Consider the following 25002-nt stretch of genomic DNA (forward strand, 5'->3'; position numbering starts at 1 on the left):
ACTTCGCGGCTGTCATAGGGTGGGCCCTGGCCCACCATGAGCTTCGCTCTCGCCTCGGTCATGCTTCGTTGCGCGGTCGTTTGAAGCGAAGAGCAAGAGCTTTCGGTCCGTCCTTCGGCCGGCCCGAGTCACTTTCTCTTGCGTGGCCAAGAGAAAGTAACCAAAGAGAAGGCCACCCCTCGTCCGCGCCCTTCGCGCCTCCGTGCGCGAAGGGTTCGCGTGAGTCCGTGGGTGTTCGTGGACAGGCCGTCCCTGGCCTGTCACGAACATCGGCCGCATCCTTGCGGCCGCCCCTGCGGGCTGATCCACGAACTCCCGCCGCTCCCCAGGGGCCCCATGGAAAAGCGCGGGCTCCTGCCCGCAAGAGCAAGAGCGGCAGCCAAAGCCAAAGCCAAAGCCAAAGCCAAAGCCAAAGCCAAAGCCAAAGCCAAAGCCAGCGATGCTCAGGTCACTGGCTGGGGTGGGCCAAGCGCGGCGCGGCCGGTCTGCGCGCATCGGTGTCGACTGCGCGATCGAATCTGCATGTGCGCTTTCCGGACGCGTTGTCTCCGGTTTCGCACTCCGCACTTCGCATCGTTGCTTCGCGCCACAGGTGGGGCGACATCGGTGCGCGACACGCGCTCCGAACGGCCTGCGGCTGCGCGGATCCGTGCGCTCCGGACTCTGCCCACCCTCCCGCCCTGCCAACGCCACCGCCAACGGCCGATGGACGCATCGACGGGTCTGTCACACCCTTTCCCTGTCTCAACCTCGCGCTGACCGCGCGACTACCGGAACCCACCCCATGAACCTGCTCGAATCCCACACCCACCGCCTTGCCACGATCCTGGATCTCGCGCCGGTGGTGCCGGTCGTCGTCGTGCACAACGCCGCGCAGGCGGCGGATCTGGCGCGCGCACTGGTGGCGGGCGGCATTCCTGCGATCGAGGTGACTCTGCGCACGCCGGCCGCGCTTGATGCGGTGCGCGCAATCGCCGCCGAGGTCGAAGGCGCGGTCGTCGGCGTCGGCACGGTGATCGAGCCGCGACAGTTCGATGAAGCGCTGGCAGCCGGCGCGCAGTTCGCGGTGTCGCCGGGGGCAAGCCCGAAGCTGCTGGCGGCCGCGCGCGAGCATGCGCTGCCTTGGCTGCCGGGTGCCGCCACCGCGAGCGAGTGCATGAACCTGTTCGAAGAGGGCTATCGCCTGCTCAAGTTCTTTCCGGCCGAGGCCGCGGGGGGCGTCAACGCGCTTAAAAGCTTTGGCGGCCCGCTACCGCAGCTCGGTTTCTGCGCGACGGGCGGGATCAGCCTCGACAACGCGCCGAAGTACCTCGCTCTTGCGAACATCCGCGCCGTCGGCGGCAGCTGGCTGACGCCGGAGTCGGCCCTGGCGGCGGGTGACTACGCGCGCATCGAAGCGCTGGCGCGCGAAGCCGCGAATCTCAAGCGCACCTAGGGTGGGCCCTGACCCGCCGTGAGCCTGAATCCATGGGGTGGGCCCTGGCCCACCCTGGGCTGAATCCTGATCGCTGGCATCGCGAGAAACGCGCGGTCGCGGGCGTCGGCACCGAGGCGAACTCAGAGGGCGGGATCCGACCCGCAAGGCGGCTCGCGGCCGTAACGCGTTGCCGCTTCGCGAAGCGCGCCGGCCTGCGAGGGCTCGGGCGCGCGTCGAGCTCGCGGTGGGCCAGGGTCCACTCCACGCCGCTTTAGGGAATAACGGCGGGATCGAGCGCCCGGGCATGTCGCCTGCGCAGACGACCTTGCAGCCGCTACCCTATGCGGCTTCGCCCCGCGCCGCGCCCCCATGAGCCCCATCGAAATCATCGTCCTCGCCCTGCTGCAGGGCTTCACCGAGTTCCTGCCGGTCTCGAGCTCGGCGCATCTGCTGCTGGTGCCGATGCTGACCGGTTGGCGGGATCAGGGGCTGGCCTTCGATCTGGCCCTGCATCTGGGCAGCCTGGCGGCGGTGGTTCTCTACTTCCGGCACGAGCTCGCGCAGATCGCGGTGTCACTGCTGCGCAGCCTGGCGGGGCGGGGCACCGATGCGCATGCGCGGCTCGGCTGGGCGGTCGGCTTCGCGACCATTCCGGTCGGTCTGGCTGGCCTCGCGTTCAAGCCGCTGATCGAGACTGCGCTGCGCACGCCGGAGATCGGCGCGCTGGCCATGGCGTTCGGGTTGATCTTCTTCGGCCTGGTGCTGTGGGTGGCGGACGTGCGCTTCCGCGGCGAGCGCACGGTCGAGCAGATCGGCTGGAAGGACGTGTTGCTGATCGGACTCGCGCAGGCGCTGGCGCTGATCCCGGGCACCTCGCGTTCGGGCATCACCATGACCGCCGGCCTGATGCTCGGGTTCTGCCGCGAGTCGGCCTCGCGCTTCTCCTTCCTGCTTTCGATTCCGGTGATTGTCCTGGCCGTGCTGCTGAAATCGCTGGACCTGATCGAGCCCGGTGCGCAGGTCGACTGGAATGCGCTGCTGTGGGGGACCCTGCTGTCGGCGCTTGCGGCCTACACCTGCATCCACTTCTTCCTCGCCTTCATCAACCGCATCGGCATGCTGCCCTTCGTGGTGTATCGGCTGCTGCTGGGGGGGGCGCTGCTGTGGGTGTTCTGGCCCTGAGCACGGAGCGCTCAGCGGCAGCGCCCAGCGCAGGTCGAAGCTCGCCTTGCGCTCGCGTGTTCTGGCAAGGTGGGCCCTGCTTCCGCTGCGCCGCGCGCCCCTCATGAAAGCGTTCGCCACTCCGGCTGCTGTTCCGCTGCGCTGGCCGCTCGCCCTCGCTCTGGGGACACTGATTCTGTCGTTGCTGTCGCTGGAGCTGAGCCGACTGGAGGCCGGCGTGGCCCTGGTCTGGTTGGGCAACGGCTGGGCGGTGGCCGTGCTGCTCTGGTGGCCGGGGCGGATACGCGCCCTCGACTGGGCCGTGCTCGCCCTGGGCCTGGTCGTCGCGCGGCTGCTGGCCGACGATTCTCTGCCGCGTCTGGCTTTGCTCAGCGCACTGAACTTCATCGAGGTCGCTCTGGTGGTGGGCGCGGTGCGTCGTTTCGGGCGGCCGCTGTCCGAGCCTGAGGGCCTGCCGCGCAGCGCCACCTGGGCGGCGCTGTCGAGCGTGGTCGCCTGTGCCCTGGTGGGCGTGTTGAGCAGTCTCGCGCTGGCGGCGATCGGCGAGCGTCCGCTGGACTTCCTCACAACCGCCTTGACCGTCGCCAGTGCGCACCTGCTCGGCCTGGTCACCACGGCCAGCCTGATGAGCGCAGCGATCGGCCAGCGCGGTCGGCTGTTGGGCCCGCAGGGGCAGCGTATGCAGCTGCTGCTCGCTTGGCTGCTGCAGGTCGCCGTGCTGGCGCTGGTGCTCGGACAGAACACCTATCCCCTGCTGTTCCTGCCGCTGCTGCCGTTGGCCTGGCTGGCCTTCCGCCACGCGGTCAGCGGGGCCGTGCTGGGCGTGCTCAGCCTTGCGGTGTCGGCGGGCATGGCCTCTATCCTGCGCATCGGGCCTTTTCAGCTTGTCGAGCATGCTGACCTGCTGGCGCGCAGCCTGCTGCCGCAGGTCTACGCCCTGTCCGCCTGCCTGCTGGCCCTGCCGCTGGCCCTGATGGTGGCGGAGCGCCGGCGTCTGCTGGGCAGCCTGAGCCGCAGCGAGGCGCGCTACCGCCTGCTTGCCGACCACGGTCGCGATCTGGTCGTGCGCCTGCGCGCCGACGGTATCCGCAGCTATGTCTCCGAGGCTGCGCGCAGCCTGCTCGGCTACGCGCCCCACGAGCTCGCCGAGCCGCGGCGCGAGCTCTTCCATCCGGACGACGACCCCGGCATCCGCGTCCTTTTGGCCCCGCTGTTCGTCTCGCCGGGCAGCACCACCATCGAGTTCCGCCTGCGCCATCGCGAGGGCCATTGGGTGTGGATGGAGGCCTTGGCCCAGAGCGTGCCGGCAGAGCAGGGTGAAGGTTTCGACGTGGTCTATTCCGCCCGCGACATCAGCGCGCGCGTGGCCGCCGAGCAGGCCCTGCAGGCGCAGGCGCGCACCGATGCGCTGACGGGGCTTGCGAATCGTCGCGCGTTCGAGGAGCGGCTCGAGCACGCGCTGGCGCGGGCGCGCCGCTTCCAGCAGCCGCTGGCGGTGTTCGCGCTCGATCTCGACCACTTCAAGCAGATCAACGACAGCCTCGGCCATGCCGCGGGCGACGAGGCCCTGATCGAGTTCGGCCGACGCATCCGCGCCTGCGTCTACGAGACCGACGTGGTTGCGCGCTTGGGCGGTGACGAGTTCGTGGTGCTGATGGAGCACCAGTCCAGCACCGAGGGCTGCGAGGCGGCGGCGCGCCGCCTGCTGGCGCAGATGGCCGAGCCGATGCGGCTGGCGGGCGAGTCGCGCGTGGTCGGCACCAGCATCGGCATTGCCTACTGCGGCTGCAACGCCGCCTCGGCCAGCGATCTGCTGGCGACCGCCGATGCCGCGCTGTACGCCAGCAAGCGCGAGGGGCGCGGACGCTTCAAGCGTGTCGATCTCGCGGCGCTCCCGCAGCCCTGAGAGCATGTGAGAACCGTCCGCCGACTGCGGCCGCCTCTGGGCGCCCGTGGCGGCAGCGCGCTACGCGAATTCCGCGGTCACTAGCTCGCCAAACGCCCTTGAATTCACGCACCGCGCTTTGCCATGAACACCCAGAGGCACCCTCGCTACGGCGTCTGGGTTTTTCACACCCTCTGAGGCGCAGTCCGGCTGGCGCCGCTCAGCGCGCGCGCAGCAGCCGCGCCTCGCGCTCGGCTGGTGTCATCGCCATCAACGCTCGGCGCAACACTTCGCGCTGCTCGGCGGGCAAGGTTTCGAACTCGGCGCGCAGCGCGCGTCGGGCCTCGGGGCTGAGGCTGCGCACCATTGCCCAGCTCGCCTCGCGCGCCTCAGGCGGCAAGTGGGCGAAGGGGCCGGGTGGGCGGGCCTGGCCGCTGCGGCGCATCGCCTCGGCCCCCTGCAGAAAGGCGCGACGCTCGGCCGGACCCATCGCCTCGAAGCGCCGGCGCAGCTCGCGGCGCTGCTCGGGCGGCAGGTTCTGGAACTCGCGGAAGCGCTGCTGCAGGCGCTGCTGCTGTTCGGGGCCGAGCGCCCGGTAGCGCTGGTGGGCCTGGCGCAGGCGCTCGCGCTGCTCCGGCGGCAGGCGCTGCCATTCGGCCAGGCGCTCGGCGGCGCGCGCCCGCTGCTCGGGGCTCATGCTCAGCCAGCGCTGGGCGCCACGGCGCAGCTGCTCGCGGGTGGCGGCATCGAGGCCGTTCCAGCTGTCGGCGAAAGGCGTCAGCACGCGCTGTTCGTCAGGCGGCAGGGTGGAGAAGGCCAGGTCCTCGGCCTTCACCGCCGCTGCCAGCAGCAGCGCCAGGCCCAGCAGCGTCGCGCGCGCGACTGCGCTCAATCGATGGAATCGGCGGTTCATCGGTGATCTCCGCGCCGCCGCTCGGCGGTGGTCGCTTCGGTTTCGGGTTGAGGGGGCGGCGTTGATGTCGCCCCTGCGGCGGCGTCTGTGGCGGGTGTCTCCCCGACCGGACCCGCGGGCGACTCCGCTTCGATCGCGCCTGCTTCCGCCTCGGTCTGCGCGCGATCGAGCAGGCCGAGCGCGGGAACTTCGCCCTCGGCATCGGCAAATTCGGCGAGGAACAGCAGGAGTTCGGCATCGACTTCGGCGGCAGTCCGGTCTTCCGCCAGCGCGGACAGCGGTGCTGCGAGCGCGAGCAGCAGCGGCAGGCCCGAGCCGCGCATCAGCCTTCCCAGGCCTCGTCGTCCTGCTGGCTGTCGAGCCAGGCGTAGAACTCGAGTTCCTCCAGCAGGGCCGGCTCGACCTCGTCGCCGATCAGGGCGAAGTCGCTGCTCGCTGCGGGCAGTGGCGGAGTGGGCGGGCTGAGCAGCCCGGGCGCCAGCACCAGGGCCAGCGCAGCGCTGGCGGCCAGCGCCAGGCCGCCGACCCGCAGCGACCAGCGCCAGCCGCGGCGGCGTGCTGAAGCCGCGGCGAGCGCGGCCTGGCGAGCGCGGTTGAGGCGCGACAGGGTGGCGGCGTCGAGCCCTTCGGCCGAGCTGTCCAGCGCGCGGCGCAGGCGCTGATGGCCGTCGGGGAGATCGTCCTGCGGGGTGGGCGTGTGCATGGCGGCGCCTCAGCGGTGTTCGGCCAGATGTTCGCGCAGACGCGCCAGCGCCCGCGAGAGATGGGTTTTGACGCTGCCCTCGCCGCACTGCATGGCGGCGGCGGTCTGGGCCACGTCGAGCCCTTCCCAGATCCGCAGCAGGAAGCACTGGCGCTGGCGCAGGGGCAGGGCGCGCAGGGCGGTCTCCAGATCGCCCATCAGGCGCTCATCCGACAGCCGTAGCCAGGGCTCCGGCTGCTGCGGATCGGCGATCTGCTGCAGCGGGTCGGCCTCGTCGTCCTCGTCGCGGGGCTTGAGCCACAGCCGCCAGCGCGAGCGCACCTGGCTGCGCCGGTGGTGATCGAGGATGCGGCTGTCGAGCACCCGGTAGAACAGCGGCGCCCATTCAGCGGGGTCGTGCCCGGCATAGCGGCGCGCGAAGCCGAGCATGGCGTCCTGCACGATGTCGAGGGCGTCCTCGCGCTGGCCGCAGCTCAACTCGGCCATGCGCAGCGCGCGCCGTTCGACGCCGCGCAGGAAGGTATCGAGCGTGGTGCGGCGGTAGCGTTCGGCGTCGGTGGCGGCGCGGTCCAGATCGTCGGTTCCGTCGAGACGGAACAGCAGCGTGCCAGAAGCGGCCGCCGCAGCTGTGGGGATGGCCATGGGACGGTCAGGCGGAATGCGGTGTTGCAGGATGACAACGCAGGACGCGCGCAGCGGTTGACAGCGCGGCGCGCCGCTTTCGCGATGCAGGCGGCGCGCGGGAAAGGCGGTCCGCATCATCGCCCCGCCCCCGCTGGTCTCGTTTCGTCGTGGCGCGCTTGAACCAGGGCGCACTTTGTGCCGCGGTTCGCCCAGTAAAATCACGGGTCGCGCCCACAGCCTCCGGCTGTTGCCGGAGCCGCCTCGCAGCGCGGCATCCGAAAGACGCGGCCGGACCGGAGCAGCGATGGCAATGGCATCCCGAGACCACCGCAGCGGCGCGCGCAGGCAGGCGTGGCTGCTGCTTGCCTTGGGGCTCGGCGTCGGTGGCCTCACCCTGGCCTCCCTCGCTTTCGTGATGACCGAGGGCCTGCCCCTGCTCTGGCTGTCCAGCGGCTTCGCGGCCGGCGTGATCGTGGCCTTCGGCCTGCGCCTGCAGCTCAGCGTCGTGCTGGTCCTGTTGCTGGCCCTGTACGTGCCCGGCGGGCTGCTCGGGGTGACACCCTCGACCGCGCTCGGTTACGGCCTGATCCACCTGCTGGAGATCGTGCTGGTGGTGTGGGGTGCGCGGCGCTTCGGCGGCAGGCTGATGGTGGTGGAAGAAGTGCTGCGCTCCTCGCTGGTGGCCGGCGTGGTGTCCCTGCTGGCGACAGGCCTGACAACCGTGCTGGCCATGGCTCTGCGCTGGGCGACCCGCGGCCCGGACGCGGTCGACTTGGGCGTGGCATTGACCTGGTTCACCTCGCACCTGACCGGCATGGTGGTCACCGCCGGCCTGATCACCGTGGGGGTTGTCCAGACCCGACACTGGCTGAAGCACCACGAACACCAGCCGGGTTTGCTGGCCGCGTGGCTGCTCCTGCTGCTCGCCTTGGCCGGCGTCTTCGGCACGCAGATCCACGCCCTGTTGTTCCTGCCCTTCCTGCCGGTGATGTGGCTGGCCTTCCGGCATGGTTTGCCGGGCGCCCTGCTGGCGGCCGCAACCGTGGCGGTGGCCAGCGGCACCGCAGCCTTCATGGGCCGCTTCGCGCCCGCCGTGCCCGGCCTCGATCCGGCGCTGTCGGCCACCCTGTTTCCGCAGCTGTATGCCTTCGCCACCTGCCTGATGGTGCTGCCGATGGCAGTGGTGATGACCGAGCGCGCCCGCCTCGCGGCCCGGCTCAAGCGCAGCGAGGCGCACTACCGGCTGATGACCGAGCATGCCCGCGACCTGGTCGTGCGCCTGCGCGCCGACGGCAGCCGCAGCTATGTGTCGGAAGCCGCGCGCAGCCTGCTCGGTTACGCCCCGGATGAGCTCCATGACCCACGTCGAGAGCTGTTCCATCCTGAGGACGACCCGCCGATCCGCGCCCTGCTCGCGCCGCTGTTCGTCGAGGCGGGCAGCACCAATGTCCAGTTCCGCATGCGCCACCGCGAGGGGCATTGGGTGTGGCTGGAAGCCCTGGCGGTGAGCGTGCCGGCGGAGCAGGGCGAAGGCTTCGACATCGTCTATTCGGCGCGCGACATCAGCACGCGCGTAGCCGCCGAGCAGGCGCTGCTCGCGCAGGCGCGCACCGATGCGCTCACCGGGCTGCCGAACCGGCGCGAATACGGCGAGCGCCTGCAGCGCGCCCTGCAGCGTGCACGCCGCTCGGGCCTCGGGGTTGCGGTGTTCGCGCTCGACCTGGATCACTTCAAGGCGATCAACGACGAGCTCGGCCATGCCGCTGGCGACGAGGCGCTGCGTGAGTTCGCCGCGCGCATGCGGCCACAGCTGCGCGATGCCGACGTGCTGGCGCGGCTGGGTGGCGACGAGTTCGCGCTGTTGATGGAAAACCTCACCCACGCCAGCGAATGCGAAGCCACCGCGCGCCGCTTCCTGGCCGGCATGCGTCCGCCGTTCCGGGTCTCTGGCGAGGCACGCGTTCTCGGCGTCAGCATCGGCATCGCTTTCGGCCGCGGCGCGCTTGATGCCGATGCAAGGTTGGAGGCGGCCGACGGCGCCCTGTACCGCGTCAAGGAGAGCGGGCGCGGGCGCTACGAGCTGGTCGAGCTGGGCCCCGCGCCGGCTGGGTAGGCGAGCCGCTTGTTGAAAAACTCCCTTCCGGGGAGTTTTTCGAGTCGGCGGTCCGGCGCAGCTCCGTACCGCCCCAGTACACATCCATCGCTTGCGCGCTTGCTTCGTCGTCCCGGCCATCCATGGCCGGGCTGGCAGGCTGTTTTTTGAACAGCCTGCGAGGGCCATGCGTTCGGCTTGGCCCAGGCAGGCTCGAGCCGCGCCGAAAACGGCAAGTCCGCGAGCCTGGGCCGCGCCCCGTGCGGCCCAAGGCCTTCGGCCCGCAGTCTGGATGCAAGACAAGCCTTCGTGCCCTCATCCCGAAGCTTGGACGCGAGCAGCGATTCCGCGCGACAGGCTTCATGCCGCGCTCTTGAGCGACGGCGCCTCCAGCGTGATGCAGGCCAGCAGCCGCTGCGCGAAGTCGAGCAGGCGGGCGATGTCCTCGCTGTCGGCCTCAGTGTCGAGCGCGCCGAACAGCAGGCGCGCATAGCCGGGGCCGTAGTCGGCCTCGCCGGCGAACTGATCGCCGCCGCTCCAGGCGCTGCTGACGGAGTTGGCCAGGCGCTCCGGATAGGGCGCGGAATCGGCGCGCTTGCCTTCGACGGGCTCGCACAGCGCGGCCCAGCTGGTGCGCGGCAGGTAGGGCAGGCGCCCGCCCTGGCCCTCGCGCCAGAACGCCAGCAGCTGGGTCAGCCGCTGAACGAGATCGTGCAGCATGCGATCCCGCGTCGACGCATCGCCCGCACACAGTGCGGCATCCCAGGCATTCAGGCCATCGATCCACGGGCTCGCCGCGTCGCGGTCGAGCAGCGCCAGCACCCGCAGGGGTTCCGGCTGGGCCGCGCCCTGCGCCGTCGCCAGCCGCAGCAGGGCCCAGTCGAGGAACAGCGGTACTCGGCGGCGGAAGTCGAGCTCGTCCTCGGCGAGCAGAGCGCTCGCATCGTTCTTCAGTCGCGTGCGTGCAAAGCCGCGCAGCAGCCAGTGGCCGCCGCCCGCGCGCGCATGCAGGCCGGGCACTTCGCCGACCAGCCGACAGCCGTCGACGCTGGCGTCCACCGGCAAGCTGATCGCCGCGCCGCTGTCGAAGCCCTCCACCTCGCGCAGCGCCGACAGCAGGGCATCGAGCTTGGCCCGCTCCTGCGCCCAGGCCGCCTGCCCGAGTCGACCGGGGGGCAGCAGGCCGGACAGGCGCAGCCAGGCCGGCGCTTCGATCGGCACCTCGCACTGCGGCCAGCGTTCGAGCAGGCGGCTGAACACACGATCGGACAGGCGCTCGCGCGCATCGACTTCCGCCTCCAGCGGCTCGCTGTCCGGCAGGCGTTGGGCATCCAGCGCGTCCAGATGCAGCTGCAGGCCCTGCACCAGCACCTGTCGCGCCGGGTCGCGCCAGAAGGCCTGCAGCTCGCGCAGGCCGAGCTGGGCCGGCAAGGCCGCAGGCGCGCAGGCGCTGCTGTCGACGAAGGGCGGCAGCTCGGGCAGGTCGCCGCGGCTGGGCAGGGCGGCATAGGCCTGCGTATGCGAGAACAGGCGCGGATCGCTGCCATCGAAGTAGCGCGGATCGAAAGGCTGCAGCGGATGGGTGACGACCCACGGACGCTCGCGCTGGGCGTCGTCGACACCGATGCCGCAGTGCAGGTCGAGCAGGGCCAGCAGCTCGGCCAGCGGTGCGGCGGGATTGCGCGGCGCGCCGTCCTTGACCGCGCGGCCGAGGTAGCTGAAGTGCAGGCGCTGCCGCGCCGACATCACCGTCTCCAGGAACAGGTAGCGGTCGTCGCTGCGCTGTTCGCGGTCGTACAGGCGTGGGGCGGCGCGCATCAGATCGAGGCCGCCGTCGGCGCCGCGGCGCGGAAACTCGCCTTCGTTCAAGCCCAGCACCGCGACCAGGCCGAAGGGAATCGCCCGCTGCGGCACCATGCCGCAGAAAGTCATGCCGCCGAGCAGAAAGGCCTGGCGCTCGGGCACCGCATCCAGCGCTTCCTCCAGCAGGCTGCGCGCCAGCGCGAAGGGCAGGGGCGTCGCCTGCTGCGCGACCGGCGGCTGCGCGGCCAGGCCCTGCAGCATCTGCCGCAGCAGCTGTTCGGCCTCGCGCGCGGCAGCGTCCTCGGGGTCGGTGCGGAACAGCGCATCGAGCAGAGCCTCGAAGCGCTCGCACCAGCGCGCCAGCGGCAGGGTCTCGGCGGCCAGGTCGAACAGGCCCTGCAGGGCCTGCAGCAGGGCATCGAGCGCGCCGATCGGCTCGGCCTCGGGGCCATGCAGGCCGGACACGGGGGCGAGTTCGCTGCCGTCGCCCAGGCTGAGCGCGCGTGGCGCGTCTTCGCCGGCGGCGTCCTCGATCAGATAGCCGGCGATCAGCCGGTCCATGCCGAAGGCGAGGCTGTGCGCGTACAGCGCCGGCAGGTCGAAGCGCTCGCGAAAAGCGGCATCGAGACCCCAGCGCGCGCCCGCGGCCTGCAGCCAGTCGGCCAGCGAGTCCACCGCCGCCGCATCAAGGCCAAAGCGCCGCGCCAGCTCCGGCTGCTGCAGCAGGTCAACGAGTTCCGGCGCGGACAGCCGCGTCGCCGGCAAGGCGAGCAGACGGCGGAACGCGGCGAACAGGCGGTGGCTGCGCGCGGTGCTGATGTCGGCGAGGTGGTAGGGCAGGCGCGCGCGCGCGTCGCCGGGCGGGCCGAACACCGCCGGAATCAGCGGCAGATAGGCGCCGATGTCGGGCGCCATGACCACGATCTCGCCGGGCGTGAGTTCCGCCTCGCCCTGTCTGTCCGCGCCGGTGGCGTCGAGCAGCACCTCGCGCAGCACCTCGAGCTCGCGCAGCCGCGTGTGGCAGGCGTGCACGCGCAGGCTGTCGTCGGCGCGCGCGCGGGTTTCGTCGATGGCGTCGGCAAGCGGCTCGCGCAGCAGGCCGGGATCGAGTCGGCGCAGGCTTTCCTGCAAACGCTGCAGCCGGTTCGCGGGCTCGGGATCGCGGCGGTCCTGCCAGTGCCGCAGGTCTTCGGCGACCGCGTCGATCTCCGACAGCGCCATGAAGAACTGCTGGCCCAGCCGGCCCCAGCGCGCCAGCAGCGGGTGGCCCTGCTCGATGAACCAGTCGCCTTCGCCGGCGGCGTCGATGGCCGCGGCCTCCTGCGCACGGCGCGCGGCCAGCGCATCGAGGTCGCGGCTGAGGCCGCCCCAGAACTCGCGGCAGGGGTCGGGCGCGTACAGCGCGACCAGGCGCGAGTCGGCCAGCGCGCGCAGCACAGCGAGCTCTTGCGGCGGCGCGTGGTTCAGGCCGAACACATGCAGCGGCGTGCTCGCCGGCAGCGCGCGCAGCCGCGGCAGCAGGCGCTGCAGGATGTCGGCGCGGTGCTCGCCCAGGCGCTGTTTCAGCGCGCGCCAGAGCGGTGCTATCAGCTCGCCCTCCAGCCGCGCGCGAGGTGAATCCAGGTGGGCCAGCGCACGCTCGCCGCGCTCCCAGCGGCGCAGCCAGTCCGGCCGATAGACGAGGTACTGCGCGTACAGCCGGGCCAGCCGGTCGGCCAGCTCGAAGCGCCGGCGCAGGCGGTCTTCGGGCGCGCCGTGATCGAGGTAGGAGGCCAGCCGTGCGGCGTCCAGCTCGCCACGCGCCGTCTCCAGCAGATCGAAGACCTGCCAGCGCAGCTGCGCGCTGCGCCACTGCGGCAGTGCCACCGCCTGCCGGCCCAGCATCTCCTGCGCCAGGCGGTCGATGAAGCTGCTGGGCAGCAGCACCTCCAGGTTGGCGACGATGCCGCGCGGCCCGCGCGCCTTCGCCAACGCCCGCGTCAGCCAGTGGCGCATGCCCGGATGCGCGGCCAGCACGGTCTGCGGCGTCAGCACGTCCTCGGGCGGCGCGGCATCGAGCAGCTCCAGCAGCGGTTCGAGCAGGGCCTCCAGCCGGCTGGCGCGATACACCACCAGACCCGCGCCGACGCTGCGCCCATCGATGTGCTGCACCTTCGCCACGCTGTCTCCCGTTTGCCCGCCGCACGCGGCACGTCGGCATTGTGCCGCGAGTGGCGGCCCGCGCCGCTCTGGCCGCGCCAAGCCCACCCCATGCCGGCGCGGGCTGCGAGGCTTGCAGGTGGCTGCAAGCGTCTGGCACGTCCGACCCCTGCGCCGTCGTGAAGGCCGCTTTCGCATGCGTCTGCGTATGCTCCGGGGCTGACTCTTCACTTCCGTGAGAACGCTCCATGGCGCGACTGCGTCTGCCGCGATGGCCCTGGCTGTTGGCGATCGGTGTCGGTCTGCTGGTGCTGCTGCGCTTACCCGGCTGGGTGCAGGGGCCGGAGGTCACCGTGTATGCCGTCGAGCGCGGGCCGCTGCTGGCCAATGTGGTGGCGACCGGGCGCGTGCAGACGCCCTCGCGGGTCACGCTGGGCAGCGAGATCGCCGGCGTGCTGGTCGAGCGCAGCGTGACCGATGGTGATCGCGTGGCGCCGGGGCAGGTGATCGCGCGGCTGCGCGATGACGAGCTGCGTGCGCGCTTGCATGAAGCCGAGGCCGCACTGGCCCAGCTGGAGCTTCGCCAGCGCCCTGAAAGCCAGGCCGCACTGCGCGAGGCGCGCGCGCGCGCCCAGCAGGCCCGGCGCGAGGCCGAGCGCCTGGCGACCCTGGTCGCGCGTGGTCTGGTCGCCAAGGAGCAGGCCGAGCAGGCGCAGGAAACCCGCGAGATCGCCGAGGCCCAAGCCGCGCGCGCCGCCACGGTGGCCGCGGCGCTGGCGCCCGGTGGGGTGGAGGAGCAGCTGCTGCGTGAGCGCATCGCCACGGCATCCGCGCTGCTGGCGCGCAGTGAAGTGCGCAGTCTGGTGGCGGGTACGGTGCTACGGCGTCTGGCCGAGCCCGGCGATGTGTTGAGTGCCGGCCGCGGCATCGTCGAAGTCGCGGTCGATGGGCCGACCGAAATCGTTGCCCAGGTCGATGAGCGCAATCTGGATCGACTGGCGCTCGGCCAGCCGGCCCTGGTGTCGGCCGATGCCTTCCCCGAGCGCCGCGAGCCCGGCGAGGTCAGCTTCATCGCCCCGGCGGTGGACCCACAGACCGGTACGGTCGAGGTGCGCGTGCGGGTGCCGGAGCCGCCGGCCTACCTGCGTCAGGACATGACCGTCTCGATCGATGTGGAAGTGGGTCGGCGCGAGGACGCGCTCAGCCTGCCGCTGGACGCGCTGCGCAATCCGCGCGCGGGGGCGGCCGAAGTGTTGGCAGTGCGCGAGGGCCGCGTCGAGCGCCTGAGGCTGCGCACCGGTCTGCGCGGGCTGGGGCGCGTCGAGGTGCTTGAGGGGCTCTCTGCCGGCGACTTCGTGCTGCCCGCACGGGCCGTGGTCGAGCCCGGCGCGCGCGTGCGCCCGCGCCCGGCGGGCTGATCTCGATGCTGAAGCGCGCGCTCGACTCGCTGTGGTTCGAATGGCTGCTGGCGATCCGCCTGCTGCTGGAAGGCCGTGCGCAGAGCCTGCTGATCATCAGCGGCATCGGCGTCGGCGTGTGCGTGATCGTGTTCCTGACCGCGCTGATCGGCGGCCTGCAGAAGCAGATCATCGACCGCACGCTGGGCACGCAGGCGCACATCCGCGTACGACCGCCCGAAGAACTCGCACGGCCGCTGCGCACGGAAAGCGAAGCCGAGGCCGGGCTGATCTCGCAGGTCGACCAGCGCGCGCAGCGCTTGCGCGCGCTAGACCAGTGGCAGCGCATCGAGCAGAGCCTGCTCGCTGCCGACGACATCACCGCGGTCTCGCCGCTGGCCTCGGGCCCGGCGCTGGCGCGGCGCGGCGCGGCCAGCCGCTCGGTGGTGATCCTCGGCATCGAGCCCGAGCGCTACACCCGCATCGTGCCGGTGCAGGATTCGCTGCAGGAAGGCCGCTTCGCCATCGTCGGCAACGACATCGCCATCGGCCGCCAGCTGGCGACCGAGCTGGGCGCGCGGCTCGGCGATCGGCTGCGCCTGGATGCCGGCGAGGGCCGGGCCGATGTGTTCACCATCGTCGGCATCTTCGAGCTGGGCGTGCGCGACATCGACCAGCGCTTCGTCTACACCGCGCTGAAGCCCGCGCAGGCGCTGCTGGATCTGCCCGGGGGCGTCAGCAGCCTCGATCTGCGCGTCACCGAGATCTTCCAAGCCGAGCCGATCGCGCAACGCATCAGCGCGCGGCTCGGCGTCAATGCCGAGAGCTGGATGACGCTCAACCGCAACGTGCTCGACGCGCTGTCGGCGCAGAGCATGTCGACCAACCTGATCAAGTTCTTCGTCGGCCTGTCGGCGGCCTTCGGCATCGCCAGCGTGCTGGCGGTGAGCGTGGTCCAGCGCGGCCGCGAGATCGGCATCCTGCGTGCGATGGGCACCGGCCGCGGCCAGGTGCTGCGGGTGTTCCTGATCCAGGGCGGCGTGGTCGGCCTGCTCGGCTCGGCGCTGGGCGCGCTCGGCGGCGCGGGCCTGATCGGAGCGTGGAGCGCGGCTGGGCTCTCGCGCTCGGGACGCGGCTCCTTCGAACTGGCGGTCACGCCCGACTTGTTCATCGGCGCGACCCTGCTGGCCACCGTGGTCGGCATGCTGGCCGCGGTGGCGCCCGCGCGGCGCGCGGCAAAACTCGACCCGGTGGAGGCGATGCGCGGTGGCTGAGTCCTCACCCGTTCTGGAACTGCACGGCCTGACCAAGCGCTACGCGATCGGCACGCCGGCCGAGATCGAAGTGCTGCACGGGCTGGATCTCAGGCTTGAACGCGGCGAGTTCGCGGCGCTGATCGGGCCGTCCGGCTCGGGCAAGAGCACCCTGTTGAATCTGCTCGGCCTGCTGGATTCGCCGACCGCGGGCGAGCTGAGCCTGGTGGGCCAGCCGACGCGGGCGCTGGATGACGACGCGCGCACGCGGCTGCGCGCCGAGTCGATCGGCTTCGTGTTCCAGTTCCATCACCTGCTGCCGGCGTTCACGGCGATCGAGAACGTGCTGATGCCGCTGATGGCGCGGCATGGCAAGCCCTCGGCCGAACAGCGCCAGCGCGCGCAGCGCCTGCTCGATGCGGTGGGCCTGGGCGCCCTGGCCCATCGCAGGCCGAACGAACTCTCGGGCGGCCAGCAGCAGCGCGTGGCGATCGTCCGCGCCCTGGTCAGCGAGCCGGCCCTGCTGCTGGCCGATGAGCCCACCGGCAACCTCGACACCCAGACCGCGGATGAGGTCTTCGCCCTGCTGCGCCAGCTGCACGCCGAGCGCAGCTTCGCGGTGCTGGTGGTGACGCATGATCCGCGGCTGGCCGAGCGCTGCGACCGCATCATCCGCCTGGTTGACGGCCGCATCGTCGAGGATCAGCGCAGGCCGCGCCCATAGGGTGGGCCCTGGCCCACCATGACGCGAATGCTCGCCCCGGTTCCGGTTCCGGTTCCGGTTCCGGTTCCGGCTCCGCCGCTGTCCGGACGCGCGTGCATTCCTGCAGGTAAGACCGCGGCCAGCGTTGAGCGTTGGAAGCGAGCGCTCGCTAGCGCGCAAGAGCGGGGCGAGTGTGAAGCCCATGGTGGGCCGGGGCCCACCCTATGGCGTCTCGCGCTGCGATCCGAGCGACGCGCTGTCGCGGTTCGCAGGGTGGGACTGCTCCGTCGCGATTGTCATCGCTGCGTCAATGAACAGTCATGCCCGGGCTGCAGGATGCGCGCTCCCTTCGCTCCGGAGCGTCCTCCATGCGTCTCGTCCTGCTTTTGAGCCTGCTGCTGCCTGTGGCCTGTGCCGCACAGCCGTCTTCCACGCCCGCTGACGCCAAGCTGTTCGGCGCGTCGTCTGTGCAGCTCGGTCCGCGTCCTTTCTTCCTCGTCGACGACATGCAGGACGGCCCGCTGAAGCGTGATCTGCAGCGCTGTGCTGCGACCCGGCCGCTGTACCGGTCCAGCCAGTTCTCGATTGGCCACCGTGGCGCGCCCATGCAGTTCCCCGAGCACACCCGCGAGTCCTACATCGCCGCCGCGCGCATGGGCGCGGGCGTGCTGGAGTGCGATGTGGCCTTCACCCGCGACAAGGAGCTGGTCTGTCGGCATGCCCAGAATGATCTGCACACCACCACCAACATCCTCGCCACGCCGCTGGCGGCCAAGTGCACGCGGCCCTTCGCGCCGGCCGAGTTCGATGCGGCAGGCAGCCTGGTGCGCCCGGCGAGCGCCGAGTGCCGCACCAGCGACATCACGCTGGCCGAGTTCAAGACCCTGCGCGGCAAGATGGATGCCTTCAACCCGCGCGCCCGCACGGTGGCCGAGTACATGGCGGGCACGGCCAACTGGCGCACCGATCTGTATTCCGGCCCCAGCAGCGGCACCCTGATGAGCCATGCCGAAAGCATCGCGCTGTTCAAGCAGCTCGGCGTGGACATGACGCCCGAGCTGAAGACGCCGGTGGTGGCCATGCCCTTCGAGGGCTTCAGCCAGCAGGACTACGCGCAGAAGCTGCTCGACGAGTACCGCGCGGCACGCGTGCCTGCCCGTCGGGTGTGGCCGCAGAGCTTCAACCAGGCCGACGTGCTGTACTGGGTGCAGCGCGGTGGCGATTACGGGCGCCAGGCCGTGTTTCTCGACGATGCCGGCACCGTCGCCGATCTGCCCAGCGCCGCCGAGCTGCGCAACTACCGCAGCCAGGGCATCCGCATCGTCGCGCCGCCGACCTTTGCGCTGCTGGCGGTCGATGGCCAGAACCGGATCATGCCCTCGCAGTACGCCCGCGATGCACGCGCCGCCGGCCTGCAGATCATCACCTGGACCCTGGAGCGCAGCGGCATCCTGGCCGACGGCAACAACGGCTTCTACTTCCAGACCTTTGACAGCGCGATCCGCCGCGACGGCGACGTGTTCGAAGTGATCGACGTGCTGGCGCAGGACGTCGGCGTCCTCGGCATCTTCACCGACTGGCCGGCCACGGTGAGCTTCTACGCCAACTGCAAGGGCCTGCGCTGAGGCGCTGATCGCCGCCGCGGCTTTCGTCGCGGCGGCGGTTACGGCAAGGCGATTGCCAGCCGCCTGGGAGTTCGCAGGGAGGATTGGGCGAACGCGTTGGGCCGCGCTGCGCGTCGCCCACGCTGAGGAATCAGAATTCGCATCGGTTGGGCCCTGGCCCACCACGGGCTCAAGGCTGGCCCCGATGCCGATGCCGATGCCGATGCGGATGCCGAGCCGAGTCGATGTCGATGTCGCAGGCGCGGGCGCTGGCGGCAGAACCATCGCCAGCAAGACAGGGATGCAGTCGCGAGTGTTCGCGCCACGGTGGGCCAGGGCCCACCCTATGAGATCCGTCGTGAGCCCCTCGAAGTCGCAGCGGTTGCGGCGTGCGGCGAGGCGTCGATGTGTGGGGTGGGGTTGCGCCGCGCTTGGCCCCACCCACGACAGCTGTCCGCGCTGTTCGATGGGAAACGGCGAGGCCTGCACGCGGTGTCCGTCGCGTGTGGGCAATGGCCTGCGGCCCTGGCGCGACACAGCGTTGCAGGTCCTCAGCTTGTTGCGGTTCAGGGGCGCGCCCATCCTTCAGCGCACGTCGGAAGCCGGATCGCTGCCCATGCCGCTCGCCCCCAGTCTGTTCGTGTCCCACGGTGCGCCGACCTTCGCCTTGGCGCAGTCGTCGCCGGCGCTGGCGCTGCGCGCTTTTGGCAAGGCGCAGCCGCGGCCGCGCGCGGTGGTGGTGGTGTCCGCCCATTGGCAGACCCCTGGCCTGCGCGTGCAGGCGGCCGAGTGGCCGTCGACGGTGCACGACTTCGGCGGCTTTCCCGAGGCGCTGTATCGGCTGCGCTATCCGGCGCCCGGTGCGCCGGGACTGGCTGCCGAGGTGCAGGACCTGCTGGTGGCGGGCGGCCTGCCGGCGCAGCTGGATCAGGCGCGGGGATTCGACCACGGTGCCTGGGTGCCGCTGATGCACCTGCTGCCCGAGGCCGAGGTGCCGGTGCTGCAGGTCTCACTGCCGCAGATGGCCGGGCCGGCCCTGGCGTATCGCCTCGGCGAGGTGCTGCGGCCGCTGCGTGAGCAGGGGGTCTGGGTGCTGGGCTCGGGCAGCCTGACCCACAACCTGCACGAGCTGCAGTCGCCGCAGAGTCCGCCCGCGGCCTATGCGCAGGCCTTCGTCGAGGGCGTCGAACGCGCGCTCGCGAACGGCGATGTCGACACGCTGATCCACTACCGCCAGCGCATCGAGGGCGGTGCGCGCGCGCATCCCAGCGAGGAGCACTACCTGCCGCTGTTGGTGGCGGTGGGCGCCGCTCGGCCCGGCGAGCGGCCGCGGCGCATCGCTTCCGGCATCGAGTACGGCGTGCTGTCGATGGCGGCCTTCGCCTACGGCGCCGAGGCCGGCGTGCTGCTGTCGGCCTGATCGGGTTGCCCTGCGCCTGGCACGCCCCGTGCTGAGCCGTCTTCACGCGAGCTGAGTCCTTGGCACGCATGCTGCAGACCTCACGCATCGCTTCCATGCCGTGCTCCGCATGTCTGCCCCTCCCCGTCCCAATGCGTCGCTGCCCGCTCGCGACGGCCGCTCCGCGTCGCTGTGGCGCGCCTGCGTGTTCGTCCTGCTCGCCCTGCTGGGTGGTGCCGTCGCCCACGCGGCCCGGCCCACGCTGCTGATCGTCCACGCCAGCGGCGACCCCGTCTCCGAACTCGACGCGCGCGGCCTGCGCGAGGCCATGGCCGAGTTGCGCACGCCCTTCGAGGCGCTCGCCCTGGCGCCCGGCAGTCGCCTGCCCGCGGACGCCCTCGACGACCGCACCGTGCTGGCGCTGGCCCATGTCCAGCTCGATCCGCTCGATGCCGCCGACGTGCAGGCCTGGGTGCAGGCCGGTGGCGGCCTGTTCGCGAGCGGGCGCGCGGGCTTCGGTTTGGAGACGACGCTGGGCCTGGGCACCGTAGAGGCCTTGAATCGCGAGCGCGCGGGCCTGCCGCCGCTGGACGAGATCCGCTTCGGCGTCGCCCATCCGGCTGCTACCGGCAGCTACTGGAGCGGCGCCTCGATGCAGGTGCCGCCGATGCCCGGCTCGGAGCTGCCGACCGTGCCCCAGCTGTTGAACCGCACGCTCTGGCCGGCTTACACGGCGGGCTCCGCGGGCGCGGAGGCGATCGCGCGCTGGCGCAGCAGCGCCGAGCCCTGGGCCGCCGCCGATGCCGCCCCGGCAGTGTTCGCGCACAGCTACGGGCAAGGCCGCAGCCTGTGGTACGGGGCGCTGCCCGGTGTGTATTCCGATTGGCAGTACCCCCTGGGTTGGCGCGAGCCGATCCAGGAGGGCCTGGCCTGGGTCGATACGCGTGGTGCGCTGATCCAGCTCGGCCACTGGCCGCAGGCCAAGCGTGCGGCCTATGCCTTCACCGCCGATACGGAAAGCGCTGCCATGCGCACCGCGGTGCCGACCCTGCTCGACCTCTTCCAGCGCCTCGGGCTGGCTGATTTCGGCACCTTCTTCATCGTCGGTGCGGCGGGCGGCGACCCTGGCAGTGAGGGCGCGGTCGACAACCCCGAGGTGGTGCAGGCCCTGCTGGATGCGGGGGCCGAGATCGCCGGCCACGGCGACCTGCATCTGCGCTTCGCCGGCCAGGCTGAGTCCGTGCAGGCCCAGCGCCTGCAGTCGATGCGCCAGCTGATCGAGAGCAGCGTGCCGGGCGTGCCGTCGCTGCTCGGCTTCCGTGGGCCGGGGCTGGCGGTCGACCGCGCCACCTGGCGCGCGGCCGCCTCGGCCGGCCTCGCTTACGACAGCAGCGACCAGGACGTGTGGTGCGAGTGCAGCCTGCCCTGGTGGACGGGTGAAGTCTGGAGCCTGCCGCCGACCGCGCCGATGGACTACATCCTGCTCGACCGCTACGGCCTGAGCGGCGCGCAGCTGCAGGCGGTGATGATCGACAAGGCTGCCTATGTCGCGAGCCGGCGCGGCCTGTTCAACTGGGTCACCCATCCCTGGGTGCTTGAAGGGCGCACCGGCAGCGACATGTCGGGGCCGCCGGTGCGGCCTGGCGTGATGCCCCAGGTCGAGGCCATCCTGGCTGCGGCCCGCGACGACGGCGGCTTCTGGATGCAGCGCCTCGACACTCTTCTCGGCTGGTGGCTGCAGCGCGAGGACCTGCGCATCGAGCTGGTCGAGCGTCGCCTCGACCAGCTGCGCCTGCGCCTGCACAACGACGGCGACAGCGCCGTGGCCGGCACCTCGCTGTGGCTGCGGCCGCCGCCGGCCGAGTACCCGTGGGCCGTGCAGCTGGAGGGTGCCGCGGCGAGCACAGAGTCGCGCCCGCATGGCTTGGCGCAGCCGATCGACTACCGCGTGCTCGTGGTGCCACAGCTGGCGGCCGGCGCCAGCGCCGAGATCACGCTGACGCTGCGGCGTCCGCTCGAGGTGTTCGCGGACGGCTTCGAGAATTGAGCGGCAGGCCGCCCGGCGCGGCGCTTCCGTTCACAGCCGCGCCGGCAGCGCAGCCATCCTCAGCCCCCTCTACGGGAGGCGGCTGGACTAGGGCGCCCGGCATTCGGCCGGTATCTCGCCCAGGCGATGCGCGTAGAACACCGTGCCCGACCAGGTGTTGAAGCGGATACGGTTCTCTTCGATGTCGCCGAGGCGCGCGCTGCCGTAGACGAAGGGGGGCGAGACGCGCTCGTCGCTGATGCGGCACTCCGCGTCGGTCCCTGCGCCAAGGCCGGGTCGACAGGCGAAGACGATCAGCTCGCCCGGGTTGGCGGTCTGGGCGGCGCGCAGAGGGATCGAGAAGCTGCCATCGGTCGCGCGTGGACCTGGAGCGCCCAGCGAGAAGCGCGTCAGGCCGCCCAGCTCGCTCTCCAGCGCCCAGGTGCCACAGAGCTGTGGGAAGGGCAGGGGGCCGAACTCGGCGTCCGCCCGGTCGGCAAGGCCCATCGACGCATAGACGCCGCCGAAGGCGAAGGCCTGCAGCGGCAGTTCGGTGCGACCGTCGAGGCTGAGCCAGGCGCGGCGCGCGGACGCGAAGCGCAGTCGCAGCTGCCGGGCGGGCGGGTCCACCTGCGGCGCGCGCGCCGGCACGCAGTCGATGCAGCTGCCATTGCTGAAACCCAGCAGTTCAACACTGAGCGCGTCCCCCTGCATCCCGCCGAGGCCGATCCGCCAGACGGGCTGGCCGTCGACGAAGTCGAACAGGCTGACCGCGATCTGCTCGCCGCGGCGGCTCAGGTGCAAGGCGGTGCCGGGTGCCCCCGGACGCATCCACAGGCCTTCGGCCGGCAGCAGAGGCCAGCGCGGGTCGGGCGGTGGCGTCGGCGTCTGCGCATGGGCGGCAGCGCCCAAGCCGAGAAGGACAAGCAGGCAGATCAGCGGAAGGCGCGGCAGTCGCGCCGGGATCGACAGGTTCATGGAAACTCCGGAACAGGATGAAGACACGGAAGCGCGCCGCCCTCGGCGACGCGCGCGAGCCCCTGCCGTCCACCGCGCCGCGGTTTGGCCGCGGTCGACGCCGACTTCCGCTCGCGCTGGCGCTGACGTGGAATCGCGGCGCGGCGTGTCATTGCGGGCCCGCGCTGAGCGTGGCCGGCGCCCACCTGCCGAGGCCTTGCAAGCCCCCAAACGCAGACCGGGCCACGCGGGCCCGGTCTGCTTCAAACGGTATGGCGGTCGTCGCGCTTACTGCGCGGCCTTCGCCGGTGCCGCTTCCGCGTCGGCCTTGCGGCCGGCTTCCAGCGAGGCCTCGCGGGTCGCCTTGAAGGCGCTGGTGGGGTACCAGTTCGGCCAGAGGTCGGTGGTGACGATCTGCTGGCCGACGGCGAACAGGGCGTCCAGGTCTTCCTTCACGCCGGCCAGGTCCCAGTTCGGATCGAACTCGTCGCCGGGCTTGTGGTAGCGGTTGGCGGTGTAGTCGGCGGCCAGCTGCTTGCCGAACTCCTCGCCCTTCTCGAAGTGGTCGACGCCGCCCTTGGCGTACAGCGAGGGCACGCCGGCCTTGGCGAAGTTGAAGTGGTCCGAGCGGAAGTAGAAGCCGTTCTGCGGCGCCGACTCCGGCTGCAGCACGCGGCCCTGGCCTTCGGCGATCGGCCGCAGGATGTCCTCCAGCTCCGAGCTGCCGATGCCGACCACGGTGAAGTCGCGCACGCGGCCGATCACGCTCATCGCATCCAGATTGATGGTGGCGACGGTCTTGTGCAGCGGGATCACCGGGTTGGCGACGTAGTACTTCGAGCCGAGCAGGCCGGACTCCTCCAGGGTGACCGCCGCGAACAGGATCGAGCGCGAGGGCCGCGGGCCGCCGGCGAACTGGCCGGCGATTTCGAGGATGCCGGCCACGCCCGTGGCGTTGTCGATGGCGCCGTTGTAGATCTGGTCGCCGCCGGGCTGGAAGCTGCGACCCAGGTGGTCCCAGTGGGCCATGTAGACGACCACTTCATCGGCGCGGTCGGTGCCCGGCAGCAGGGCCAGCACGTTGTCCGACTGGCCTTCGCGCACGCTGCTCTTCACCGCCGCGCTGGCGGTGGCGTTCAGGGGCACCGGCTTGAAGCCGCGCTGGTTGGCGGCCGTGCGCAGGGCGTCGAGGTCCTGGCCGGCAGCCTGCATCAGCGCGGTCGCGGTGGGCGTGTCGATCCAGCCCTGCAGGGGCAGGCGCGGCTCGGGGTCGACGCTGGTCGGCAGGTCGAACTGCGGGCCGGTCCAGCCGTTCTCGACCACCGCCCACGGATAGGCCGCGCCGGCGTCGTCGTGGATGATCAGGGCCAGCGCCGCGCCCTGGCGGGCGGCTTCCTCGAACTTGTAGGTCCAGCGCCCGTAATAGGTCATGCGCTTGCCTTCGAACAGGGTCTCGTCGCCGCTGTGGAAGCCCGGGTCATTGATCAGCATGACCACGGTCTTGCCGCGCACATCGAGGCCTTCGTAGTCGTTCCAGCCGAGCTCGGGCGCATTGACGCCGTAGCCGACGAACACCACCTCGCTGGCGTCGAGCTTGGATTCGGGCGCGCCGGTGCGGGTGCCGATCACCATCTGCGGGCCGTAGGTCGGCGCGAGTTCGGTCTCACCGACCTTGAAGCTCAGCATCGCGCCCTTGTCGGTGGTGGTGGCCACCATCGGCACGGTCTGCACCCAGCTGCCCTGGTTGCCGGGCTCCAGGCCCATCTGCTGGAAGGCGTTGATCAGGTACTCGACCGTCTTCTTCTCGCCGGCGCTGCCGGGCGCGCGGCCCTCGAATTCGTCGGAAGCCAGCACGCGCACGCGCTCGGCCCAGTCGGCGGTGGTGATCTCGGGCGAGAACGCGTGCGCGGCGGTCGCCGCGTCGTTCGTCGGCGCTGCCTGTGGCGCAGGCGCGGGGGTTTCGGATGAGCACGCGGCCAGGCCGAGGCCCAGCGACAGTGCGACAGCCAGCGTTAGCAGACGCATGTGCGGCAGTCCTGCAAGTGGAAGGGACGTGGATGGTAGCAAGGCAGATTCCGCGCCCACCTGCGCCATCGGTCCTGCTCAAGGCCTAGGATGCTCCCGGGCAGTCCGCGGAGTGAGGCCATGTGGGGGGAGTACGGAGACTGGGGCATCAACGCGCTGGTGGTGGCGGCCACGGTGCTGATCGTGTCCCTGTGCGTGCTGTTGCACTACGAGAGCCTGGTCTGGCTGTCCGAGCGCTTGCGGCGGCTGTCCACCCAGCGCCGGCGCAAGGTGCTGTACGGCGTGTACGCGCTGCTCTTGCTGCATGTCACCGAGATCTGGCTGTTTGGACTGGGCCTGTGGCTGCTGATGCTGGTGCCCGGCGCCGGTCACTTGTCGGGTTTGGATCATGCCGGCCTGCTCGATTCTGTTTACCTCTCCGCGGCCAGCTTCACCACGGTGGGCTTCGGTGATCTGGCGCCGGTGGGGCCCATCCGCTTCCTGGTTGGCACCGAGGCGCTGACCGGGTTCGTGCTGATCACCTGGTCGGCCAGCTTCACCTTCATCGAGATGGAGACCTTCTGGCGCTCGCGTTGAGCTCCAGGCAGGCGCAGCCTTCCGCGGATTCACTCCGGCCAAGGCGCCGGGCGGTGCGGCCAGGAGGGCCGCCGGGGACGCTTGCGGGAGCGCGGGTCGAAGTCGCGCGCCAGGGAGGGCGCGCCCGCGGCTTGGCCGCAGGCCGAGCCGGCGTAGGCTTGGGCGGATTCACTCCGCCCAAGGCGCCGGGCGGTGCGGCCAGGAGGGCCGCCGGGGACGCTTGCGGGAGCGCGGGTCGAAGTCGCGCGCCAGGGAGGGCGCGCCCGCGGCTTGGCCGCAGGCCGAGCCGGCGTAGGCTTGGGCG

Annotated in this window: 18 protein-coding genes; 11 read left to right on the plus strand and 7 right to left on the minus strand. The window is 71.4% G+C overall.

Features of this window, described 5'->3' with window-relative positions; translation table 11 throughout:
• Positions 1-784: 784 nt before the first annotated feature.
• The 3 genes from eda (at position 785) to BLP83_RS07945 (ending at position 4505) form a co-directional block, all read left to right on the plus strand.
• Complete coding sequence (gene eda, locus BLP83_RS07935) at positions 785-1435, plus strand: bifunctional 4-hydroxy-2-oxoglutarate aldolase/2-dehydro-3-deoxy-phosphogluconate aldolase (protein WP_091241037.1); 651 nt, start codon at positions 785-787, stop codon at positions 1433-1435.
• Positions 1436-1786: 351 nt separating this feature from the next.
• Positions 1787-2599 carry an undecaprenyl-diphosphate phosphatase gene (locus BLP83_RS07940; RefSeq protein WP_091241038.1) on the plus strand — a complete coding sequence of 271 codons (813 nt, stop codon included), beginning with the start codon at positions 1787-1789 and terminating at the stop codon, positions 2597-2599.
• A 103-nt stretch (positions 2600-2702) separates the two neighbouring features.
• Positions 2703-4505 carry a diguanylate cyclase domain-containing protein gene (locus BLP83_RS07945; RefSeq protein ID WP_091241041.1) on the plus strand — a complete coding sequence of 601 codons (1803 nt, stop codon included), beginning with the start codon at positions 2703-2705 and terminating at the stop codon, positions 4503-4505.
• Between the two features lie 199 nt (positions 4506-4704).
• Here the strand turns inward: BLP83_RS07945 and BLP83_RS07950 are convergent, their stop codons facing one another.
• From BLP83_RS07950 to BLP83_RS07965, 4 genes are read right to left on the minus strand one after another with little or no spacing between them, the layout of a single operon-like run.
• Positions 4705-5397, minus strand: coding sequence for a DUF3106 domain-containing protein (locus tag BLP83_RS07950; protein WP_091241044.1), 693 nt, complete (start codon positions 5395-5397; stop codon positions 4705-4707).
• The gene (locus BLP83_RS07955; RefSeq protein WP_091241046.1) at positions 5394-5720 is read right to left on the minus strand and encodes a hypothetical protein; all 327 of its coding nucleotides are present in this window, start codon (positions 5718-5720) and stop codon (positions 5394-5396) included. The genes BLP83_RS07950 and BLP83_RS07955 overlap by 4 nt, the downstream gene beginning before the upstream one ends.
• On the minus strand, positions 5720-6100 hold the full coding sequence (locus tag BLP83_RS07960; protein WP_091241048.1) for a hypothetical protein: 381 nt from the start codon (positions 6098-6100) through the stop codon (positions 5720-5722). Before BLP83_RS07960 ends, BLP83_RS07955 begins: the two co-directional genes overlap by 1 nt.
• Positions 6101-6109: 9 nt before the next feature.
• Positions 6110-6742 carry an RNA polymerase sigma factor gene (locus BLP83_RS07965; RefSeq protein ID WP_091241467.1) on the minus strand — a complete coding sequence of 211 codons (633 nt, stop codon included), beginning with the start codon at positions 6740-6742 and terminating at the stop codon, positions 6110-6112.
• A gap of 292 nt (positions 6743-7034) precedes the next feature.
• Between BLP83_RS07965 and BLP83_RS07970 the strand changes: the two genes are divergently transcribed.
• Positions 7035-8837 (plus strand): sensor domain-containing diguanylate cyclase, encoded by a 1803-nt coding sequence (locus BLP83_RS07970; RefSeq protein WP_176764069.1) that lies wholly within the window; start codon positions 7035-7037, stop codon positions 8835-8837.
• A gap of 339 nt (positions 8838-9176) precedes the next feature.
• Here the strand turns inward: BLP83_RS07970 and recC are convergent, their stop codons facing one another.
• Complete coding sequence (gene recC / locus BLP83_RS07975; RefSeq protein WP_176764070.1) at positions 9177-12779, minus strand: exodeoxyribonuclease V subunit gamma; 3603 nt, start codon at positions 12777-12779, stop codon at positions 9177-9179.
• 227 nt (positions 12780-13006) lie between these two features.
• On the opposite strand from recC, the gene BLP83_RS07980 reads away from it, so the two are divergent.
• From BLP83_RS07980 to BLP83_RS08005, 6 genes are all read left to right on the plus strand, one after another.
• Positions 13007-14176, plus strand: coding sequence for an efflux RND transporter periplasmic adaptor subunit (locus BLP83_RS07980; protein ID WP_091241055.1), 1170 nt, complete (start codon positions 13007-13009; stop codon positions 14174-14176).
• Positions 14177-14181: 5 nt separating this feature from the next.
• Positions 14182-15429: an ABC transporter permease gene (locus tag BLP83_RS07985; RefSeq protein ID WP_091241058.1), complete on the plus strand. Its 1248-nt coding sequence runs from the start codon at positions 14182-14184 to the stop codon at positions 15427-15429.
• Positions 15422-16132 (plus strand): ABC transporter ATP-binding protein, encoded by a 711-nt coding sequence (locus tag BLP83_RS07990; protein ID WP_091241061.1) that lies wholly within the window; start codon positions 15422-15424, stop codon positions 16130-16132. The genes BLP83_RS07985 and BLP83_RS07990 overlap by 8 nt, the downstream gene beginning before the upstream one ends.
• A gap of 347 nt (positions 16133-16479) precedes the next feature.
• Positions 16480-17736 carry a glycerophosphodiester phosphodiesterase family protein gene (locus tag BLP83_RS07995; RefSeq protein ID WP_091241063.1) on the plus strand — a complete coding sequence of 419 codons (1257 nt, stop codon included), beginning with the start codon at positions 16480-16482 and terminating at the stop codon, positions 17734-17736.
• A 595-nt stretch (positions 17737-18331) separates the two neighbouring features.
• A complete protein-coding gene (locus BLP83_RS08000) occupies positions 18332-19135 on the plus strand; it encodes a DODA-type extradiol aromatic ring-opening family dioxygenase (protein WP_091241074.1) in 804 nt (267 codons plus the stop codon).
• Positions 19136-19244: 109 nt separating this feature from the next.
• Entirely contained in the window at positions 19245-21161 is a 1917-nt protein-coding gene (locus tag BLP83_RS08005; protein WP_091241076.1) for a polysaccharide deacetylase family protein, read from the plus strand.
• A gap of 87 nt (positions 21162-21248) precedes the next feature.
• On the opposite strand, the gene BLP83_RS08010 is transcribed toward BLP83_RS08005, so the two are convergent.
• Positions 21249-22118, minus strand: coding sequence for a hypothetical protein (locus tag BLP83_RS08010; protein ID WP_091241079.1), 870 nt, complete (start codon positions 22116-22118; stop codon positions 21249-21251).
• A gap of 267 nt (positions 22119-22385) precedes the next feature.
• Positions 22386-24131: a M28 family metallopeptidase gene (locus BLP83_RS08015; RefSeq protein WP_425388988.1), complete on the minus strand. Its 1746-nt coding sequence runs from the start codon at positions 24129-24131 to the stop codon at positions 22386-22388.
• 111 nt (positions 24132-24242) lie between these two features.
• On the opposite strand from BLP83_RS08015, the gene BLP83_RS08020 reads away from it, so the two are divergent.
• Positions 24243-24698, plus strand: a complete 456-nt coding sequence (locus tag BLP83_RS08020; protein ID WP_091241085.1) for an ion channel — start codon at positions 24243-24245, stop codon at positions 24696-24698.
• Positions 24699-25002 lie beyond the last annotated feature (304 nt).

It is taken from the genome of Aquimonas voraii, assembly GCF_900101825.1.
GTDB classification, from domain to species: domain Bacteria; phylum Pseudomonadota; class Gammaproteobacteria; order Xanthomonadales; family Xanthomonadaceae; genus Aquimonas; species Aquimonas voraii.

Excerpts from the sequence above, each read along its gene's own strand:
- eda (WP_091241037.1), top strand. The coding sequence starts at position 785 with ATGAACCTGCTCGAATCCCACACCCACCGCCTTGCCACGATCCTGGAT.
- BLP83_RS07940 (WP_091241038.1), top strand. The coding sequence starts at position 1,787 with ATGAGCCCCATCGAAATCATCGTCCTCGCCCTGCTGCAGGGCTTCACC.
- BLP83_RS07945 (WP_091241041.1), top strand. The coding sequence starts at position 2,703 with ATGAAAGCGTTCGCCACTCCGGCTGCTGTTCCGCTGCGCTGGCCGCTC.
- BLP83_RS07950 (WP_091241044.1), bottom strand. The coding sequence starts at position 5,397 with ATGAACCGCCGATTCCATCGATTGAGCGCAGTCGCGCGCGCGACGCTG.
- BLP83_RS07955 (WP_091241046.1), bottom strand. The coding sequence starts at position 5,720 with ATGCGCGGCTCGGGCCTGCCGCTGCTGCTCGCGCTCGCAGCACCGCTG.
- BLP83_RS07960 (WP_091241048.1), bottom strand. The coding sequence starts at position 6,100 with ATGCACACGCCCACCCCGCAGGACGATCTCCCCGACGGCCATCAGCGC.
- BLP83_RS07965 (WP_091241467.1), bottom strand. The coding sequence starts at position 6,742 with ATGGCCATCCCCACAGCTGCGGCGGCCGCTTCTGGCACGCTGCTGTTC.
- BLP83_RS07970 (WP_176764069.1), top strand. The coding sequence starts at position 7,035 with ATGGCATCCCGAGACCACCGCAGCGGCGCGCGCAGGCAGGCGTGGCTG.
- BLP83_RS07980 (WP_091241055.1), top strand. The coding sequence starts at position 13,007 with ATGGCGCGACTGCGTCTGCCGCGATGGCCCTGGCTGTTGGCGATCGGT.
- BLP83_RS07985 (WP_091241058.1), top strand. The coding sequence starts at position 14,182 with ATGCTGAAGCGCGCGCTCGACTCGCTGTGGTTCGAATGGCTGCTGGCG.
- BLP83_RS07995 (WP_091241063.1), top strand. The coding sequence starts at position 16,480 with ATGCGTCTCGTCCTGCTTTTGAGCCTGCTGCTGCCTGTGGCCTGTGCC.
- BLP83_RS08000 (WP_091241074.1), top strand. The coding sequence starts at position 18,332 with ATGCCGCTCGCCCCCAGTCTGTTCGTGTCCCACGGTGCGCCGACCTTC.
- BLP83_RS08005 (WP_091241076.1), top strand. The coding sequence starts at position 19,245 with ATGTCTGCCCCTCCCCGTCCCAATGCGTCGCTGCCCGCTCGCGACGGC.
- BLP83_RS08010 (WP_091241079.1), bottom strand. The coding sequence starts at position 22,118 with ATGAACCTGTCGATCCCGGCGCGACTGCCGCGCCTTCCGCTGATCTGC.
- BLP83_RS08020 (WP_091241085.1), top strand. The coding sequence starts at position 24,243 with ATGTGGGGGGAGTACGGAGACTGGGGCATCAACGCGCTGGTGGTGGCG.